Below are 17,403 nucleotides of genomic sequence, written 5' to 3'. Positions count from 1 at the left end.
AGCAGTAGGCGATCCTTCACCCGTTCGTTAGGCTGTTCGGTGGAAGATGACGGTCCGTGAACGCCGCGGGGAGGTGACGACGGGTGACCATCTCCTCGGGTGCACGGGCCACCGTCGTCGGGCGGCGGGGCACGGCCACCACCCCGCGCGTCCCGGCCGCCGTACCCGCCGGGCTGCTGCTCGCCTCGCTCCCGTTCCTGCGCCCGGGGACCTTCGGGGAGTACACCGCGCTGCCGGGCTGCGGGTTGGCGCTCGCCGCGGGCGTGGCGGCGATGCTGCGCCGGGAGCACGCCCCGACCCGCCCGGCGCGGGCCGTCTCGGCGCTCCTCGCGCTGGTGGTGGCCGCCTACGTGTGGCTCGTCCTGCACTCGGTGTGGGTGGACGACCTCCTGCGCATCCGCAGCCAGTTCCAGGACTTCGTGCTGACCGTCGGCTCGCTGGTCGGGGCCGTCCTCGTGCTCTCCGACCCGCGCGCCCGGCTCGCCGTCGCGCGCGGGTTCGTGGTGGTGCTCTGCCTGATCGGGGCGTCGTGGCTGGTCACGGCGCTGTGGTGGGCGGTGGTGGGCGTGGGCACCGGCCAACTCGGGATGATCCCGGTCGGCACCGTCGGCCCGCAGCCGGTGTACCTGCCGTTCACCATCAGCTACTCGACGTCCGCGGTCTTCGGCACCGACGTGCCGCGGCTGACCGGGATCGGGCGGGAGTCCGGCTGGATGGCGATGTACTGCGCCGCCGGCTGGTTCCTGTCCGAGGCCGTGGGCTACCGGTCGTGGCTGGTCAAGGGCCTGATCCTGGCCGGACTGGTCGGGACGCTGTCCACGGCGGGCTTCGGCGTGTTCATCGTCGTCCTGGCCGTCGAGGCGTTCCTCATGCCGCGCGGCGGGATAGGGCTCGGCGGCTTCGTCCGCCAGATCGGGGGCCTCGGCGCGATCGGCGGGGCGGCCTGGGTGGCGCTCTACGCACCGGTGCTGGGCCTGCAGGCCAAGCAGACCTCCAACGAGACCTCGCTGGACGAGCGCTCCGACGCGACCGCCGCCGGGGTCCGGGCGATCACCAGCAAGCCCTTCGGCGGGCAGGGCACCGAGAAGCAGGCCGGGATCAACCTGATCTCCGACATCGCCGTCAACGGCCTGCCGTTCGTCCTGCTCGTCACCGCGGCCCTGCTCGTGCCCCTGCTGCTCGTCCGTCCCGCTCCCGGCACCCGCGGGCGCGCCGCCCCCGTCGCGTTCGTCGTGTTCGCGACCCTCCTGCTCTCCCAGCCCGCCGCCGCCTCGACGTGGGTGTTCATCCTCGTCGCGCTGGCGCTGGCCTGTGACGACCTGACCGACGCCGAGCGCCGAGCGCCCGGACACCTCCTTCCCCGCCGGCTGCAGCGCCGGCTCGGGATCCGCGAACCCAGTGGAGCCGCATCGTGAACGCCCGCGAGTACTGGACCGTGTTGCGTGAGGACCGCCTGCTGATCGGCGGCATCGTCGTCGTGTGCGTGGCGATCGCGGCGGCCGTCGCGCTGCTGCTGCCGCGCACCTACACCTCGAACGCCGTGTTCTACGTGGCCGCCCAGCAGACCGCGTCGAGCTCCACCGAGTCCTACCAGGGCGCGCAGCTCTCCACCGAGCGCGTGAAGTCCTACACCGAGCTGATCACCGGCCCGCGCGTGGCGGCCGACGCCTCGGCGCTGCTCGGGGGCACCCCGACCGCCGACGAGATCCAGAACTCGGTGAGCGCGGACGCCGTGGCCGAGACCGTCGTGCTCAACGTCGGCATCACGCGGCCGACGCCGGAGGACGCGCAGCTGGTCGGTACCGCCGTGACCACGGCGTTCACCCGCCTGGTCAACAGCATCGAGTCGACCGGTCAGGCCGTGAACCGGCCGGTGGTGTCGACCGAGCTGATCTACCCGCCCACGCTGCCGGTCTACCCGGCGGGCCCCGGCACGACGATGCTCCTGGCCGCCGGTCTGCTCGCCGGGGTGGTGCTGGGGACGGGCGTCGCGCTCGGTCGCCGGGCGCTGCGCCGGGCCGTGGACTCCGCCGAGATGCTCTCCGAAGGGCTCGACGCCCCGCTGCTGGCCGCGGTCCCCGCGCTCGGCCGTCGTCCGGAACGTCCCGCCCTGCTCGCGGAACCGGCCGCCGGGCGTCGGGGCCGGACCGCCGCGCAGGCCCGCGACCGGGCAGCGGCCGTGCGGCGGCTGCGGACCGCGGTCGTGGCGGGGGCCGGCGACCGGCGCTGCCTCGTGCTCACCGGGGTGCGGACCGAGCAGGGCACGACGACGGTGGCGGTCGACCTCGCCGTCGCGCTCGCCCTCGCCGGTGAGTCGGTCGTGCTGGTGGACGCCGACCTGCAGCGCCCCGGGATCGCCACCGTCCTCGGGCTGCCGGAGGAGCCGGGCCTGTCGGACACGCTGCGGGCGCGGAAGGCCACGGGCGGGGTCGTCGGCGTGCAGCGGTTCGCGCCGGGCTCGTTCGACGTCCTCACCGCCGGCTCGGCCGTGGAGCGGCCGGGCGAGGTGTGGGGGTCGGCCGACGGCGCGAAGGTGCTGACGGCGCTCCGGGCGACGTACACGTGGGTCCTGCTCGACGCCTCGCCGTTGAGCGGCAGCCCCGCCGCGCTGGACCTGGCCCGCCTGGCCGACGGCGTCGTGGTGGTCGCCCGCCGCGGGTCCGCGCGCCCCGAGGACCTCGACGTCGCGGCCGCCGGACTCCGGACGGTGGATGCCGTGGCCCTCGGCGCGGTGTTCACCTTCGCCGTCGACGTTCCGGCCTCCCCGGTCGAGACCCGCCGGGCCCTCCCGGCCGGGCGGTCGAGGTCGGCGGCCCCGTCGCCGGTCGTCGCTCCGGATCCCACGGCGAAGCCCGAGCCTGCTGCGGCGAAGCCCGAGCCTGCTGCGGCGAAGCCCGAGGCTGCTGCCCCGGAGCCTGCCGCCCCGGAGCCCGCAGCCCGGGCCGGGTCCGTGGCGCCGATTGCGCCGGAGCCCGAGCCGGATTCGCAGCCGCAGCCGCAGGCAGCTGAGCCGAAGGCCGAGCCCGTCGTCGAGAAGCCCGTCGTCGAGAAGCCCGTCGTCGAGAAGCCCGTCGCGGCCGAGCCGGAGCCCGCGGACACCGTCGTCACCGGGCGCATCCCGGCCCGCGGGTCGTCCTCCCCCGTCGTCCCGGCGGCCCGCACCGGCTCCGAGCCGGTGTCCGTTCCCGCGGCGCGAGCGGCCGAGCCGGAGCCGGAGGCACCCGTCGTCACGAACGGCTCGGGGCCCAAGCGGCGCGGCCGGCGGCGGGCGACGTCCTCGTGGTCGGAGCCGACCCCCATGGCCGAGACCACCCCGGAGCCCGAGCCGATCACGAACGGGCACACCACCAACGGGCACGCCACCAACGGCCACAGCACCAACGGCCACAGCACCAACGGTCGGCGCCGTCGCCGCGCCGTGCGCCCGACCCCGACGTCGGCGTAGCGGTCCACCGCCACCGAGACGCACGTCAGGCAGGCTCCAGCCCGACCGAGGCTGCCTGACGTGACTCTCGCCCCGAGACCCGCCGCACCCGCCGTCGCGAGACGCACGCCAGGCACGTTCCAGTCCGTCCGGACCTGCCCCACGTCACCCTCGCGCCCCGACCCGACCCGACTCGACCCGGCCGACGGGAACGGTCAGCTCGGCTCGGGCCCCTCGCTCGCCGCCCCGGCGGTCGGCGTTGCCATGACCCCGTCACGGCGGACCCGCCGCGCGCCGAGCCCGAGGAACACGAAGATCACGAGCTGGCTGATCACGTACCCCACGGCCGCCCACACCGCGCCGCCCAGCGACGCCAGGACGAAGGTCGCGACGAGCCCGACCCCGAGCCCGATCGCGATCCCCACCGCGACCACCTGCGGCCGCCCCCGGTTCTGCAGGATGACGGCGAACGGTTGGTTGAGGGTCACGATGACCGCGCCGACGGCCAGGACGGCGAACACCGTGCCGGAGCTCTCGTACTCCGCGCCGAGCAGCAGCGGGATCAGCGGCGGCCCGACGACGGCGAGGAGCAGCGGCGCGACGCACAGCGCCACGCTCACCCGCAGGACCCGCCGCTCCTCGACCCGCAGCGCCGCGGGGTCCGTCCCCGCCCGAGCGAGCCACGGCCCGGCCACCAGCCCGACCGAGTTCGCGAGGAAGTTCAGCGGACCGATCAACCGGCCGCCCGCGGCGTAGAGGCCACCCTCGTAGGCGCCGCCACCCGCCGTCGCCAAGGGGGTGTCGAGCTGCTGGGCCGAGACGGCGAGGGTCGCCAGTCCGAAGCCGACGGACTCCCGGTGCGCGGCGACGATCTCCCCGCGGCCTTCCCGACGACGGGTGCCGGCGCGGCCGAGGAACACCCGGTCCAGGACGGCCTCGAGCACGAACGACAGCGGGATCGCGGTCGCGAGCGACGCGTCACCGGCGCCGACCAGCGCGAGGACGACGACCGCGACCAGCCCCCCGACGCGCCCCAGGATCTGGCCGGTCGAGGCCTTCCCGAACCGCTCCTGCGCCCGCAGCAGGCCGTTCGCGTTCTGGGCCTCCCACACCCCGGCGCCGACGAAGGTCAGCAGCAGCCCGGCGACCGGGTCCGGGGCGAAGAGGACGCTCGACGCGCCCCCGACGACGAGCAGCGCCGCCAGGGCCCACGGCCGTTTGGCCGCGGTCAGGGCCCGGGCGTGGGCGCTGGTCACCCGGCCCGACGCGGTCTCCCGGACGAGGTAGTTGATCAGTCCGAAGTCGACGACGGTCGCCGCGACCTGACCGATGGCGGCGCACGTCGCGATGAGCCCGAGCGTCGCGGGCGTCATCGTGCGAGCGCCGACCACGAAGGTCAGGCCGAGCACGACCTGCCCGAGGACGAGCGCACCCGCCACGCCCCCGACGCGCCCCAGGAAGAGCGCCAGTCCGCCCTTCATCGGGCGACGTCGAGGTCCTTCAGCTCGGCCTCGACCATGATGCGGGCGAGCTGGTCGGGCATGGTCTGCGCCTTCCAGCCCAGTTCCTTCTCCGCCTTCGTGGCGTCACCGATCAGGGCGTCGACCTCGGTCGGGCGCAGGTAGGTCTCGTCGAACCGGACATGGGACTCCCAGTCCAGGTTCACCGCCCCGAAGCAGTACTCGACCCACTCGCGCACCGTCGTCGCCGTCCCGGTCGCCAGCACGTAGTCATCACCGGAGTCGGCCTGCAGCATCCGCCACATGCCCTCCACGTACTCGGGGGCGTAGCCCCAGTCCCGGACCGCGTCCAGGTTCCCCAGGTAGACGAACTGCTCCTTGCCCTGCGCGATGCGGGCGGCGGCGCGGGCGATCTTGCGGGTCACGAACGTCTCCCCGCGCCGCGGGGACTCGTGGTTGAACAGGATCCCGTTCACGGCGAACATCCCGTGCGCCTCACGGTAGTTCCGCGCCATCCAATAGCCGTAGACCTTCGCCGCCCCATAAGGGGAGCGCGGGTAGAACGGGGTCTCCTCGGACTGCGGCGGCGGCGTCGCCCCGAACATCTCCGAGGAGCTCGCCTGGTAGTAGCGGGTCTCGATCCCCACCATCCGGATCGCCTCGAGCAGCCGGGCGGTGCCGACGCCGGTGGTGTTGCCGGTGTACTCCGGTTCGTCGAACGACACACGCACGTGCGACTGCGCGGCGAGGTGATACACCTCGTCGGGCCGGACCTTCTCGATCAGCGTCACCAGACGCGAGGAGTCGGTGAGGTCGCCGTAGTGCAGGACCAGTCGCTGGTCCGGGTCGTGCGGGTCCTGGTAGAGGTGTTCGATCCGGCCGGTGTTGAAGGTGCTGGACCGGCGGATGATGCCGTGGACCTCGTAGCCCTTGGCCAGCAGCAGCTCGGTCAGGTACGACCCGTCCTGACCGGTGATCCCCGTGATCAGCGCCCGCTTCATCGAGCTCCCTCGTGCACGTAGTTGTCCAGGTACCACTGGTAGGTCGAGGCCAGGCCCTCGGCGAGCCCGATCCGGGGCTTCCACCCCGTCGCCGCGATCTTCGAGACGTCCAGCACCTTGCGCGGCGTCCCGTCCGGCCGCGAGGTGTCGTACACGATCTCCCCGGTGAACCCCACGGTCGCCGCCACCAACGACGCCAGCTCCGCGATCGTCACGTCCTCACCGGTCCCGACGTTCACCGGCGCCGGATCGTCGTAGGCCTCCAACAGGTGCACACAGGCAGCCGCGAGGTCATCGACGTGCAGGAACTCCCGCCGCGGCGTCCCGGTCCCCCAGACCGTCACCGTCGGCTCACCGGCGACGGTGGCCTCGTGGAACTTCCGGATCAACGCCGGCAGCACATGACTCGACTCGAGATCGAAATTGTCGCCCGGCCCGTACAGATTCGTCGGCATCGCCGAGATCCACCGCCGGTCGTACTCCCGACGGTACGACTGCACACCCATGATCCCCGCGATCTTCGCGATCGCATATGCGTCGTTGGTCGGCTCCAACGCCCCGGTCAACAGCGAATCCTCCCGGATCGGCTGCTCCGCGAACTTCGGATAGATGCACGACGACCCCAGGAACAAGAACCTGTCAGCACCGGCGACATGCGCCGCGTCCAACAGATTCGCCTGGATCCGCAGGTTGTCGTGCAGGAACTCCACCGGCCGCGCGTTGTTCGCCGCGATCCCGCCCACCCGGGCGGCCGCGTCCACCACCACCGCCGGCGCCGCCGCCGTCACGAATTCCCGCGCGGCGTCCGCATCCCGCAGATCCACCTGCGCCGACCGCGCCCCGACCACATCCGAGAAACCCGCCGCCCCCAGCGCCCGCACCACCGCCGAACCGACCAGCCCCCCGGAACCGGCCACCAGCACGCGCGCGGAACGATCCAGCTCGTTCATGTCTGAGAAGGTAGCGGAGAGTGGCCGGAAGTCCGACGGCTAGGCCATCCGGACCAGATCACACTTCCCTGGGCTAACGCCTCCGGAGCCCGGGCGATCACCGGCCCTCGGTGCGAGGCGGCCGAACCGGATCATCTCGAAGACATCACGCTAGTCCGAGTGGCGTAACGGCCGTTGCGAACGCCTCGATTCCCCTCCTCGACCGGGTCGTCCGTGCCCGGATCAATTCGGAGGGAGACCCGCCGTGCCTCGTCGTTCCCGTTCCCGTCGAACCCTGCCTCGCCCTGACCTGCGCTCGGGCCTCCTGACGTGGCTCGTGGCCGCAGCCGTCGCCGTGGTGGCCGCGGTCATGGGAGTCGCGGTGAGCCGCGATGCGCCCGCACCCGCCGTCGCACCCTTCCCCGCCCCGCCGACGGAGGTGGTCGGAGCAACGGACTCCATCCCCGTGGCGGTGATCGGCGACAGCATCAGCGCCGGCACGCCGTACGGCGGTCGGGGTGTCACCAACTGGACCGCACTCGTCGAAACGGCCGAGCACTGGCTCGTGACGAACACGGCCATCGGAGGCACCGGGTACGTGAACGCCGGCTCGGCCGCTCCGTTCCAGGCCGCGCAGCTCGAACGGGCCGTCGCGGCCCGACCGCGCCTCGTCGTCGTCGAGGGGTCGCGTAACGACATCGGCCTGCCGCCCGAGCACGTCCGGAACGCCGCCGACCGGCTCTACCGCGAACTGACCGCCCGGCTGCCCGGGACCCGGATCGTCGTCGTCGGACCGTTCTGGAACGCGGGGACGTCGACGAAGGCGTTCGCCGTCCGCGACGCGCTCGCGAGTGCCGCGCGCGACGCGGGGGCGACCTTCGTGGACCCGATGGCCGAGAACTGGTTCACGGGTGCGTACGACGGCGGACCCCTCATCGCCGCCGACGGGGTGCACCCCACCGACGCCGGACACGCCCTCTACGCCCGGCGCCTCCAGGCCGCCCTCGACCGTCTCGGTGTGTGAGCACGCGTGTGTTCCGCGTGATCTTCGAGAACGCGGGGTAGCCGCTGCCCGACCAGAATGTGCACGTCGGGAGGTCCCATGCCGGCCGGTGAGTTCGCCCGCGACGAGTCCGCCAGTGACGACGACGTCCATCGCCGGCCCCACGTGCCGCTCGAACGCGTCCCGCACGACCGGTTCGTCGTCGCCGGCACCCGCGGGCTCCGGCTGCGCGCCCGCTGGTGGCTGGTGACCTGCGGTCCGACCAGCCGACCCTGGGCCGCTTTCGGACTGTGCCTCCTCGGCCTCGTCGGGATGTTCCTGCCGATCGCCCGGGACGTCCGTGGCGACGCGATCACCCCGCTCGCGGTGGCCGAGGGACCCGCCGTCCTCCTGCTGATCGCTTTCGGGATCCTCACGCTGCTCCCCGTCGTCGACCTGGTCCTCGGCCGCGAACGCCTCACGCCGTGGCTGGCCTTCCCTGCTGCACTCGGGATGCAGGTGACGCTCGCGCTCGCCCTCGTCGCCGGCGCGCAGGGCGCGGGCGCGCTGCACCCCCGGCTCTCCGAGAACATCAGCGGCCCGGGATCGGGCGTGCTGGTGCTCGGCGGTGTCGAGCTCGGCCTCGCGGTCGTCGGGGCGACGGGCTTCGTCCGGCGGGCCACGCGCCGTCGGCTCGGGGTGGCGTAGCCCCCGTTCCCGACGGCGGGTCCGGTCGGCTCGAAGTTGCTCCATCTGCCGCTTGATCTTGTCGAACACATGTTCGAACATGGAGTCATGGCGATCGAGGCAGGGTGGGACCCCGACACGGGGTTGCCGCTGCCCGCGCCGCCGTCGTGGGACGAGGATCCTGACGAGCCTGCGTTCGAGCTTCCTGACGACGAGACCGTGGCGTGGTGGGCCGAGCTCGACGCGGCGGCCGACGGCCCGATGGACGATGAACCGGGCTGGGCCGTCCCGGGAGTGTCTGACGCGGCACCGCCTGAGGAGGGCTTGTCGGCGCGGTCGCGGGCCGAGCTCGCCGAGCTGGCCGACGCCGTGCGGGCGCAGCGACTGGCAGGGGCACGGGTGTACCGGGCGTTCACCGCCGTCCGCGCCGGCGACGTGCTGGCCGAGTCGGGCTATCGGAAGTTGTCGCCGCTGCTCGAGGACCACGTCCGCCTCGACCGCACGACCGTGACCAAACTCGACCGACACGCCGAGGCGTTGCACGACACCGTCACCCCGACCGGCTCGACGACGCCCGCGTCGCTGCCTGCGACCGCAGCCGCGGTGGACGAGGGGACGGTCGATGCTGATCACGTCGAGGTCATCGCGAAGGTCATGGACCGGTTGCGTCGTGTGCCGGTCCTGGATGAGTCGACGCTGGCGGTGGCCGAGGAGCAGCTCGCCGGGTTGGCGGGGACGCATTCCCCGAAGCGGCTGTACGCCGCGGCGAAGGTGATCGCCGACCGGCTCGACCCCGATGGCGCCGCCCCGAAGGACGACCACCCCGCCGGCAACGAGCTGCACTACACGAAACGCCGCGACGGGCACCTGCACGCGAAGTTGGTGCTGCGCGACCCCGCCGGGGTGGCGCTGTTCGACGACGCGATCCGCGCCGCCACCCCGCCGCCCGCCTCCGCCGCCGTCGCGGACCCGGACACCGGTGAGGCCCCGACCGGCCCGGACGGTGAGCGTGGCCAGTGCCCGGATGATGAGGCGCGGGACACCAAGCCCGCTCGGCAGGCCTGCGGGCTGCTCGACCTGCTCGCCGCCTCCCACCGGGCTGGGCTGGACCACACCGAGGACGAGCAGGCCCCAGGTAGCCCTACCGCCTCCATGCCGCTCCCGGACCTCGACAACGAGGACGACACCGCCGCGCCCTGGGCCACCGACGCGGACCTCCCCGGCAACGGCACCCCCGAAGGACCCGCCGACCACGACGAAGAAGGCCCGACGGCCGACCTGGCCGACGCCGAGGACACGGCCTCAGCCACCGAGGAGCCGCCGCGGTTCGGCCCCGGCCCACCCGACGAGTCCGACGACCGGACCGACAGCCACCGCGAGGCCGGCGACACCGGCAGCGACACCGGCAGCGACACCGGGGAGCCACCACCAGACCCCGGGGCAGCCGCTCCGCCGCCCGGACCACCCCCACACACGCCGTGGTCTCCGCCGGACCCGGCGAGCATGGCCCTGCCCGGGCGGGAACGGGTCACCCTCACCGTCACCCTGGACTACAAGACGCTGCGCCAACAACTCACCGACACCAGCACCGCGCTCGCGCTGCTCGGCGACTCCACCTTCATCCGCCCCGACACCGCCCGGCGCCTGGCCTGCGACGCCGACATCATCCCCATCGTGCTCGGCTCGAAAGGCGAGGTCCTCGACGTCGGCCGCAAGACCCGATCGATCCCCACCGCCACCGGCCGCGCCGTCACCGTCCGGGATCGGCACTGCGCGTTCCCCGGCTGCCGCCGCCGCGCCCGCACCGCCCAGATCCACCACATCCAGCACTGGGCCCACGACGGCGACACCGAACCCGACAACCTCGTGTGCCTGTGCCGGTATCACCACGACCTGGTCCACCACAGCGGCTGGGAAGTGATCATGGTCGACCACATGCCCTGGTTCCGACCACCGCACTGGCTCGACCCCACCCGAACACTCCGCCACAACCGTCCCTGGACGCTCGCGTAGACCGCGTCCGCCGCCCGAGACGACGCCGCTCGGTCAGCCTGTCGTGAGCAGGGCCAGCCCGATCGTCACGACCAGCATCGGCATCGACCGTCGGCGTGGGCTGCCCATCACGGCGGCCGCGACGACCACCACGAGCGCGAGCGCCAGCCCGCCCGGCAGCAGCTCGAAGCGCAGTGCGCCGATCCTGACCTGCAGCGCACCGAGGCCGAGCACCGCAGCGACCGGCCACCAGGAGGACGACAACGTCGACAGGAGCAGCGCCGTCGTCAGGCAGGTCCCGGCCCAGAGCAGCGAGAGGGCGAAGGCGTCCATCGACGTGGACCCGTCGGCGGCCCGGACCGCGAGGAACGCGAGGTAACCCAGCCCGCTGCCGAGCACCACGACGGCGTCGCCGCGTCGCGGCCACTCCCCCAGCAGCCACCGGCGCCGACGGCAGAGCCACGCCCACGCGAGCACGACGGCGGGTGGCACCAGGAGGGAGGTGGCCGACGGCGACCACGGGCGGCCGTCCTTCGGGTACCGCACCTGATCGAAGGCCGGGGCGAGGGTGTCGGGCCGTCCGTCGAGCAGCAGCGTCGTGAGCACCAGTCCGCCGATCACGGCGACGAGCTCGACCGACACCCGTCGGACCCGGGCACGACGTATCCCGGTGTGCCGCGAGTACGCGCTCGCCGCCAGCGCGACGAGCGCCCCGACCACGAGCGGCGCCGCGGTCGGCTCGGCGTGCGCGGCCAGCCCGAGGAACACCCCGGCGAGGCCGCGCATCAGCAGGCGGCGCACCCCCGTCGTCCAGAACCCGAGCAGCGGGAGCCCCGCGAGCAGGAAGGCGAGGGCCATCCGGTCGGATCGGTCTGAGTCCCAGGCCGTATGGACGACGGGCGAGCTCAGGACCACCGCGACGGCGAGCGCCCCGGCCGCGAGCGAACGTCGGCGCAGCCAGAGGTAGGCGGGCACCGTCGCGACCAGCGCGAGGACGTAGCGCAGTCCGACGTCACCGGACGCCGGCGGCACCTGCCCGAACCGCAGCACCAGTGCCACGACCCCGGGCGCGAGCAGCAGGCCGAGCGCCTCGACCCACCACGGCACCCGACGGGCGGGCTCCGCAGGGCCGAGGGCTGCGGTCGGCGACTCCGACAGCGTGCTCATCGACCCGGTCTCCTCGACGTCCCCACGAGAGGCCATCTCACTGGCCCGAACGGGCTACGGGCCAGCCCGGGTCGTCAGGTGACGCCTCATCCGGTGACCCTTCGTTATCCGGTCGTCACCCCTGGCCACAGGTGCTGCGCCGGCCGGCCGGGGTCCGTCAGCGCGGACAGATGCCCTGCAGCCGCTGCACGGTGAGGGCGGCGGCGTGACCGCGGATCGCCGACGCGAGGGCCTGGGCATCGGCCCGGACCACCTCCGGCGCGGCACCGCGACGCACGTCCGTCGCCAGGCGGACCTTGGCCGCTTCCACCGCTGCCGCTGTCCGGACGACGTCGTTCCCGACGGCGGGTGCCGCCACCGGCCGCGGACAGGGCAGCACGGGCGGCACGCCCGTGGACGCCGGAGCCGGCGGCGCCGTGGTGCTGGTGACCGGCGGCGCCGTCGTCGTGCTCGTGACCGGCGGCGCCGTCGTCGTGCTCGTGACCGGCGGCGCCGTCGTCGTGCTGGCGACCGGCGGCGCCGTCGTCGTGGTGGCAGGGGGCGTCGTCGTCGCGGTGGTGGTCGGGTCGGTGGTCGGGTCGGTGGTCGGGTCCGGATTCGTGACGATCGGCAGCAGGACCTCCCCTGTGTCCGGGTCGACGTCGCCCGGGAGGAGGCCGAGCGCCGCGATGGTCGCCCCGTCCGCCGCGCGGCAGCTCGTCCCGCTGAGCGTGTAGCCGGAGGGGCAGCCCCAGACGATGTCGTCGGCGTGGGCCACCCCGATCCCGACCGTCGCCCCGCCGAGCACCAACCCCGCCAGCACGCCCGCCGCCCGTCGCCGCGTCCCCATGGCCAACCCCTCTCGTCGCCGCACGGGCAGGACTCGGGGCTGGGCCGGAGCGTCGTTACCGGGACGCGCGGGGCCGGGGAGGGGTCCACTCGATGTGTGGATCCGGCTGGACAGCGGGGGTACACCGGGGGCGTGAACAGCTCCGACGTCCTCGTGGACGCCTTCGGCCGGGTCCGCTCCGACGTGCACCGCGCGGTGGAGGGCCTCGACGAACGTGCCCTCAACCTGCGTCTCGACGGCGACGCGAACCCGGTCGGCTGGCTCGTCTGGCACCTCACCCGCGTGCAGGACGACCACATCGCCGACCTCGCCGGGCACCAGCAGGTCTACACCTCGCAGGGCTGGGCCGACGCCTTCGGGTTCGACCTCGACCCGGCGTCGATCGGCTACGGCCACACCTCCGAGCAGGTCGCGGCCGTCCACGTGACCGACCCGGCCATGCTCGTCGACTACCACGACGCCGTGCACGACCGCACCGTCGACTACCTGCGCTCCCTCTCCGACGACGACCTCGACGAGGTCATCGACGACGCCTGGGACCCGCCCGTGACCCGCGGCGTGCGCATCATCAGCGTCGTGGACGACGACATCCAGCACGCCGGCCAGGCCGCCTTCGTCGCGGGGATCGCCCGCCGCGCCTGACACCCGATCGAGCGAACCCTCGGCGGTGGTGTCACTCGTTCAGCCGTACCGCCGATGCTCCGGATGGTCGCACCATCGCGGAGGTCCCCTTGTCGCTCACCCGGCCCCTCGGCGCGGCCTGCGCCCTGCTCGCCGCCTGCTCGCTCGTACCCGCACTGCTCGTGCTGGGGACGGGCGCGTTGCTCCTGCTCGCGGTACCGACGACGGGTGCCGCCGCGCTCGTCGTCGGGGTGGCCGCCCTCGTGGTGCCCGGCGTGCTGACCCTCGCGGCGGCGGCGCTGGTCACCGGCCGCCCGGAGGGCCCGGCGCTCACGGTGCTGGGCGCCGCCGTCGCCGTGGCCGCCACGCTGACGGGCGCCGTCGGTCCCGGCCTCCCCGCCCCGGCGGCGCTGCTCGTCGTGGTCCCGGTCGGCGCGAGCGCCGCGGCCGCGGTGCTCGTCGCGCACCGACCCGTCGTCGTCACCCCCGACCTCGAGCGCGCGGCGGTCGTCGCGGCCGCGGTCCTGCTCGCCGCCCACGGGCTGACGCTCCTCGCCGGTCTCCCCCGCGCCGGCGCGGACGTCGCGACGCCCGCGGTGGTCGCCGTCGTCACCGCCGGGATCGCGGCGTGGGCGTGCTGGACGGCCCGACCCGGCGTCGTGAGCCCGTTCGTCGCGGCCGCCGCGATGGCCCTGCTGACGACGGTGCTCGCCGTCCGGACGGGCGTCGACCCGTTGCCGGCCGCGGCCGTCACGGCGACGCTCGCAGGAGTGGCCGCGCATCGTACTGTCCTGTTCGTCCGAGCTCGCACGGTTCAGCCAAGTAACCTCGCGAAATGTGATTGAAACAGCACTCCTGGTGGAACTCGGGGGCCGTTCGATCATGTCGACGGGGAGGACCACCATGTCCACGACCAGTGAGAGCCGCGGTGCAGTGCATGCGTCCACGATGGACGAGCACGCCGCCGATCCGACCCGGAGCTTCGCCGACCCGGGCCCGCTCGGGCTCGCGGCGTTCGCGCTGACCACGTTCCTGCTCAGTCTGTTCAACGCCGGACTGGCCCCGGAGGCGCTGGAGTCGACCGTCCTGCCGCTGGCCCTGTTCTACGGCGGGCTCGCGCAGCTGATCGCCGGGCTCTTCGAGTTCCGCAAGGCCAACACGTTCGGCGCCACCGCGTTCGTCTCCTACGGCGCGTTCTGGCTCGCCTTCGCAGCCTTCGTCAAGTTCGTCGAGCCGGGCCTGCCGACGGGCCAGGCCACGACCGGCGCCGGGCTCTTCCTCCTCGGCTGGGCGATCTTCACCGGCTACATGGCCATCGCCTCGCTGCGCACCACCGGCGCCCTCATCGCCGTCTTCGTGCTGCTGTTCCTGACGTTCCTGCTGCTCGCGATCGGGGACCTCACCGGCACCGACGGCATCGCGACCATCGGCGGCTACCTCGGCATCCTCACCGCGCTGGCGGCCTGGTACGCCTCGTTCGCGGTGGTCACGAACGCCACCTGGGGCCGTCAGGTCCTGCCGACCGGGCCTCGTTGATCGACCGGTCACCCACTGGTGGCACCGGGCGGGTCGGTTCCCGCCCGGTGCCACCCCGGCTGCGAGACTCCGCCGCCATGGGGGTCCTGCCACGTCTCGCCCTGTTCCTGACGACGGGTCTGGTCGGCCTGGGCGGCACGGCCTGCGCGGCCGAGTCCGCACCCGCCGTCGGGAACGAGCCGAGCGGCACGCGCACCGTCGAGTGTCCCGACGCGCAGTGCACCGTCACCGCCACGCCGGGCACCGTCGTCGACCTCGGTGACGCCGGCTCCGTGACCGTCACCGACGTCGGACCGGACACCGTCACGACGACCGCCGACGGTTCCCGGATCACGTCGGGACCCGGCGGGTCGAACACCCTGAACGACGTCACCTACCGCGTCACCGCCGTCCGTGACGGCGAGGCGACGCTGGTGTTCGGCGACGCGGAGTCGTCCTAACGACGTCGCGCGGGACCCACCACGTCCCGGCCGGGCGCGGGGCGTGGTGACGACAGGTCGTGCGCGGTCCCGCCGCGCCACACCGTGCGCAGCTCGCGGGTCGCCGTGATGTCCGCCAGTGGGTCGCCGCCGACGAGGAGCAGGTCGGCCCGTCGTCCCGCGGTGATGCGCCCGCGGTCGGCGAGCCCGAAGACGTCCGCGGCCCGGGAGGTCGCCGCGGCCAGCGCGTCCGCGGACGTCATCCCCGCGCGCACCAGCAGTTCGAGCTCGAGGTGCATCGACGCGCCGTGCAGCACGGCGGCCGGACGCCCCGGGACGTCGTTCGCGTCGGTGCCGGCCACGATCGTCGCGCCCGCCTCGAGCAGCCGGGCGAGGTTGTCCTCGGCGTGCGTGTAGGAGGCACCGGCGGCGGACGAGGTCGGCAGGCCGCCCCGGTCCCCCGCCTCGAGTCCGGCGACCACCTCGCCCGGCAGCCGCGCCGTGAGGCGGGGGTCGGCGAGCAGGTCACGGAGCGAATCCTGCGAACTCAGCGCCGCCATCATCGTCAGCGTCGGCACCACCGCGAGGTCGGCCGCCGCCTCGACCGGCCCGTCGAGCGGCAGGTGGGTGAGCACGTCGACCCCGGCGGCGCGGGCGGTGGCGAAGGCCCAGCGCGTCGGGGCGTGCGCGACGGTCAGCAGTCCCCGCCGACGCGCGGCCCCGCACACCGCCGCCACCGTCTCCGGCGACAGCGTGGGCCGCGAGACGTCGGCGGCGTTCTCCACGAAGACCTTGAGGTAGTCCGAACCCTCGCGTTCCCGGTCGGCCACGAAGCGCTCGGCGTCGTCCGGCCCCGCGAGCCCGGGCATGCGCCAGCCGGTCGGGTCGGGCGGCAGCATCACGGCGGGCCAGCCGTCGACCGCACCGGCCATCAGACCGGAGCTCCGCAGGTCGGCCTCGTCGTCCCGCGACCCGGCCCGCCGCCGCAGCATGGCGGTGAACTGCGGCGGGGCGGAGAACATGTCGAGCACGGTCGTCACCCCGTGCCGCAGGTCCTGGCCGAGGTTCCCCGCGCCGCGCAGGTGGACGTGCGCGTCGATCAACCCCGGCAGCAGCGTGGCGCCCCGGGCGTCCACCTCGCCGTCGACCGGCGCCCGCTCCCCCGGTTCGACGGACCCGATCGTCCCCGCGTCGTCGACCACCACCGTGGCCGGCCCGAGCGACCGTTCCCCGTCGAACACGCGCGCGCCCACGATGGTCGTCCCCACCGGTGCGAGTCTGCCGGTGGCGCCCCGCCGCCGGAAGCCTCCGAAGGGCCTTCCCGACGACGGGTCGGCTCCGCTCAGCCCGCCGCGTCGGCCGCCAGGCGCTCGCGCAGGCTCCGGGGGCGCAGGTCGGTCCAGTGCTCCTCGACGTAGTCGACGCACTCGGAGCGGGCCGCCCCGTCCGGCCCGTCACCGAACACGACCGTCCAGCCGCTCGGCACCTCGGCGAACACCGGCCACAGGCTGTGCTGGTCCTCGGCGTTCACCAGCACCCGGAAGCGGCCGTTCTCGTCGTCGAACGGATTGGTCATGCGGGTCGACCTCCTGGAGCACCGCGAATGGTAAGGGCACCCTAACCCAGACGCCGGGCGCCGAGCAGCAGGAAGTCGGGCTCGCCGGTCAGCCGACGGAAGGCCTCCGGGTGCGTGTCGGCCATGGACGGCAGCGGGCGCGGCGGCGCGTACAGGTCGCTCACGGCGCCGGCGGGATCTCCGGGGCCGGCACCTCGAAGGCGTTGAGCAGGGCCGAGGTGGCCAGGTACATGCCCGCGAGGTGCACCATGTCGAGGACGCCGTCGCGGCCGAACGCGGCCTCGGCCGCGGCGTAGGTCGCGTCGGCCACCCGGTGCTCGCGGACGAGCTCGGCGGTGAACCGGTGGGCGGCGAGCTCCTCGCCGGTGAAGCCCTCGGTCGACCCGGTGCGCAGGCCCTCGATCACGGTCTCGGAGAGCCCGACCGACCGGGCGACGGCCACGTGCGCGTAGATCTCGTACGCGGCGTCCCACGCGACGCCGACGGTGAGGATCACGACCTCCCGGATCGGCGCCGGGAGCGAGGAGTTCCGCTGGTCGTTCGCGACCCACTGGTTGAACCCAGCGCTTTGGCCCGGCCGCAGCACGAAGGAGTTGAACGGTCCGATGAGGCCGCCCTGGTCGTCGGTCGCGGCGAAGCCGGACTTCTCGGCCCAGCGCTGTTGGCGCTGGTGGATCCGCTCGGCGGCGGCCTGCTGGTCGTCGTCGAGGTCGAGCGACTCGTTGCGGGGCAGTCGCCCGCCCCAGTTCTTCGCGTCCGCCGCGGGGAGATCGGTCACGA

General features: G+C 73.9%; 18 protein-coding genes. 9 read left to right on the top strand and 9 right to left on the bottom strand.

All coding sequences use genetic code 11. The features are described 5' to 3' along the window. Positions 1 to 83: 83 nt before the first annotated feature. A complete protein-coding gene (locus QSK00_RS05755) occupies positions 84 to 1,415 on the top strand; it encodes a hypothetical protein (protein WP_285588499.1) in 1,332 nt (443 codons plus the stop codon). Further along, positions 1,412 to 3,445 (top strand): Wzz/FepE/Etk N-terminal domain-containing protein, encoded by a 2,034-nt coding sequence (locus QSK00_RS05750; protein WP_285588497.1) that lies wholly within the window; start codon positions 1,412 to 1,414, stop codon positions 3,443 to 3,445. Before QSK00_RS05755 ends, QSK00_RS05750 begins: the two co-directional genes overlap by 4 nt. 194 nt (positions 3,446 to 3,639) lie before the next feature. Here the strand turns inward: QSK00_RS05750 and QSK00_RS05745 are convergent, their stop codons facing one another. Genes QSK00_RS05745 through QSK00_RS05735 form a run of 3 tightly spaced genes read right to left on the bottom strand, consistent with a single transcriptional unit; the run spans position 3,640 to position 6,835 of the window. Continuing rightward, a complete protein-coding gene (locus QSK00_RS05745; protein WP_285588495.1) occupies positions 3,640 to 4,905 on the bottom strand; it encodes a lipopolysaccharide biosynthesis protein in 1,266 nt (421 codons plus the stop codon). Then, positions 4,902 to 5,885 (bottom strand): GDP-mannose 4,6-dehydratase, encoded by a 984-nt coding sequence (gene gmd / locus QSK00_RS05740; protein ID WP_285588493.1) that lies wholly within the window; start codon positions 5,883 to 5,885, stop codon positions 4,902 to 4,904. Before gmd ends, QSK00_RS05745 begins: the two co-directional genes overlap by 4 nt. Next, complete coding sequence (locus QSK00_RS05735; protein WP_285588491.1) at positions 5,882 to 6,835, bottom strand: GDP-L-fucose synthase family protein; 954 nt, start codon at positions 6,833 to 6,835, stop codon at positions 5,882 to 5,884. Before QSK00_RS05735 ends, gmd begins: the two co-directional genes overlap by 4 nt. A gap of 316 nt (positions 6,836 to 7,151) precedes the next feature. Between QSK00_RS05735 and QSK00_RS05730 the strand changes: the two genes are divergently transcribed. The 3 genes from QSK00_RS05730 (at position 7,152) to QSK00_RS05720 (ending at position 10,496) form a co-directional block, all read left to right on the top strand. Then, positions 7,152 to 7,838 (top strand): SGNH/GDSL hydrolase family protein, encoded by a 687-nt coding sequence (locus QSK00_RS05730; RefSeq protein ID WP_285588489.1) that lies wholly within the window; start codon positions 7,152 to 7,154, stop codon positions 7,836 to 7,838. 78 nt (positions 7,839 to 7,916) lie between these two features. Then, positions 7,917 to 8,504, top strand: coding sequence for a hypothetical protein (locus QSK00_RS05725; protein ID WP_285588487.1), 588 nt, complete (start codon positions 7,917 to 7,919; stop codon positions 8,502 to 8,504). Positions 8,505 to 8,591: 87 nt separating this feature from the next. Further along, entirely contained in the window at positions 8,592 to 10,496 is a 1,905-nt protein-coding gene (locus QSK00_RS05720) for an HNH endonuclease signature motif containing protein (RefSeq protein WP_285588485.1), read from the top strand. A gap of 33 nt (positions 10,497 to 10,529) precedes the next feature. On the opposite strand, the gene QSK00_RS05715 is transcribed toward QSK00_RS05720, so the two are convergent. Both QSK00_RS05715 and QSK00_RS05710 read right to left on the bottom strand, forming a co-directional pair. Then, positions 10,530 to 11,642 carry a hypothetical protein gene (locus tag QSK00_RS05715; protein WP_285588482.1) on the bottom strand — a complete coding sequence of 371 codons (1,113 nt, stop codon included), beginning with the start codon at positions 11,640 to 11,642 and terminating at the stop codon, positions 10,530 to 10,532. Positions 11,643 to 11,799: 157 nt separating this feature from the next. Continuing rightward, the gene (locus QSK00_RS05710) at positions 11,800 to 12,471 is read right to left on the bottom strand and encodes a hypothetical protein (protein ID WP_285588480.1); all 672 of its coding nucleotides are present in this window, start codon (positions 12,469 to 12,471) and stop codon (positions 11,800 to 11,802) included. 132 nt (positions 12,472 to 12,603) lie between these two features. On the opposite strand from QSK00_RS05710, the gene QSK00_RS05705 reads away from it, so the two are divergent. From QSK00_RS05705 to QSK00_RS05690, 4 genes are all read left to right on the top strand, one after another. Beyond that, a complete protein-coding gene (locus QSK00_RS05705; protein WP_285588478.1) occupies positions 12,604 to 13,113 on the top strand; it encodes a mycothiol transferase in 510 nt (169 codons plus the stop codon). A gap of 89 nt (positions 13,114 to 13,202) precedes the next feature. Further along, positions 13,203 to 13,937, top strand: a complete 735-nt coding sequence (locus QSK00_RS05700; RefSeq protein WP_285588476.1) for a hypothetical protein — start codon at positions 13,203 to 13,205, stop codon at positions 13,935 to 13,937. Between the two features lie 58 nt (positions 13,938 to 13,995). Next, positions 13,996 to 14,628: an acetate uptake transporter gene (locus QSK00_RS05695; RefSeq protein ID WP_285588474.1), complete on the top strand. Its 633-nt coding sequence runs from the start codon at positions 13,996 to 13,998 to the stop codon at positions 14,626 to 14,628. A 77-nt stretch (positions 14,629 to 14,705) separates the two neighbouring features. After that, positions 14,706 to 15,068, top strand: a complete 363-nt coding sequence (locus QSK00_RS05690) for a hypothetical protein (RefSeq protein WP_285588472.1) — start codon at positions 14,706 to 14,708, stop codon at positions 15,066 to 15,068. Here QSK00_RS05690 and QSK00_RS05685 read toward each other — a convergent pair. The 4 genes from QSK00_RS05685 to QSK00_RS05670 all read right to left on the bottom strand — a co-directional run bounded on the left by QSK00_RS05685 (position 15,065) and on the right by QSK00_RS05670 (position 17,401). Further along, positions 15,065 to 16,315, bottom strand: coding sequence for an amidohydrolase family protein (locus tag QSK00_RS05685; protein WP_285588471.1), 1,251 nt, complete (start codon positions 16,313 to 16,315; stop codon positions 15,065 to 15,067). The genes QSK00_RS05690 and QSK00_RS05685 overlap by 4 nt on opposite strands. A 74-nt stretch (positions 16,316 to 16,389) precedes the next feature. Beyond that, positions 16,390 to 16,623, bottom strand: a complete 234-nt coding sequence (locus tag QSK00_RS05680; RefSeq protein ID WP_285588468.1) for an MbtH family protein — start codon at positions 16,621 to 16,623, stop codon at positions 16,390 to 16,392. Positions 16,624 to 16,664: 41 nt separating this feature from the next. Beyond that, positions 16,665 to 16,787, bottom strand: coding sequence for a hypothetical protein (locus tag QSK00_RS05675; RefSeq protein WP_285588467.1), 123 nt, complete (start codon positions 16,785 to 16,787; stop codon positions 16,665 to 16,667). Then, the gene (locus QSK00_RS05670; protein WP_285588465.1) at positions 16,784 to 17,401 is read right to left on the bottom strand and encodes a carboxymuconolactone decarboxylase family protein; all 618 of its coding nucleotides are present in this window, start codon (positions 17,399 to 17,401) and stop codon (positions 16,784 to 16,786) included. The genes QSK00_RS05675 and QSK00_RS05670 overlap by 4 nt, the downstream gene beginning before the upstream one ends. Positions 17,402 to 17,403 lie beyond the last annotated feature (2 nt).

The organism is Actinomycetospora sp. NBRC 106378, assembly GCF_030269685.1.
GTDB lineage: Bacteria > Actinomycetota > Actinomycetes > Mycobacteriales > Pseudonocardiaceae > Actinomycetospora.
Note: the sequence above shows the minus strand (reverse complement) of the source record. Positions and strands in the feature narration are given on the sequence as shown.

Bases quoted from the DNA above. Each gene is read 5' to 3' on its own strand.
- QSK00_RS05745 (WP_285588495.1), bottom strand. From the start codon at position 4,905: ATGAAGGGCGGACTGGCGCTCTTCCTGGGGCGCGTCGGGGGCGTGGCG.
- gmd (WP_285588493.1), bottom strand. From the start codon at position 5,885: ATGAAGCGGGCGCTGATCACGGGGATCACCGGTCAGGACGGGTCGTAC.
- QSK00_RS05735 (WP_285588491.1), bottom strand. From the start codon at position 6,835: ATGAACGAGCTGGATCGTTCCGCGCGCGTGCTGGTGGCCGGTTCCGGG.
- QSK00_RS05725 (WP_285588487.1), top strand. From the start codon at position 7,917: ATGCCGGCCGGTGAGTTCGCCCGCGACGAGTCCGCCAGTGACGACGAC.
- QSK00_RS05720 (WP_285588485.1), top strand. From the start codon at position 8,592: ATGGCGATCGAGGCAGGGTGGGACCCCGACACGGGGTTGCCGCTGCCC.
- QSK00_RS05715 (WP_285588482.1), bottom strand. From the start codon at position 11,642: ATGAGCACGCTGTCGGAGTCGCCGACCGCAGCCCTCGGCCCTGCGGAG.
- QSK00_RS05710 (WP_285588480.1), bottom strand. From the start codon at position 12,471: ATGGGGACGCGGCGACGGGCGGCGGGCGTGCTGGCGGGGTTGGTGCTC.
- QSK00_RS05695 (WP_285588474.1), top strand. From the start codon at position 13,996: ATGTCCACGACCAGTGAGAGCCGCGGTGCAGTGCATGCGTCCACGATG.
- QSK00_RS05690 (WP_285588472.1), top strand. From the start codon at position 14,706: ATGGGGGTCCTGCCACGTCTCGCCCTGTTCCTGACGACGGGTCTGGTC.
- QSK00_RS05680 (WP_285588468.1), bottom strand. From the start codon at position 16,623: ATGACCAATCCGTTCGACGACGAGAACGGCCGCTTCCGGGTGCTGGTG.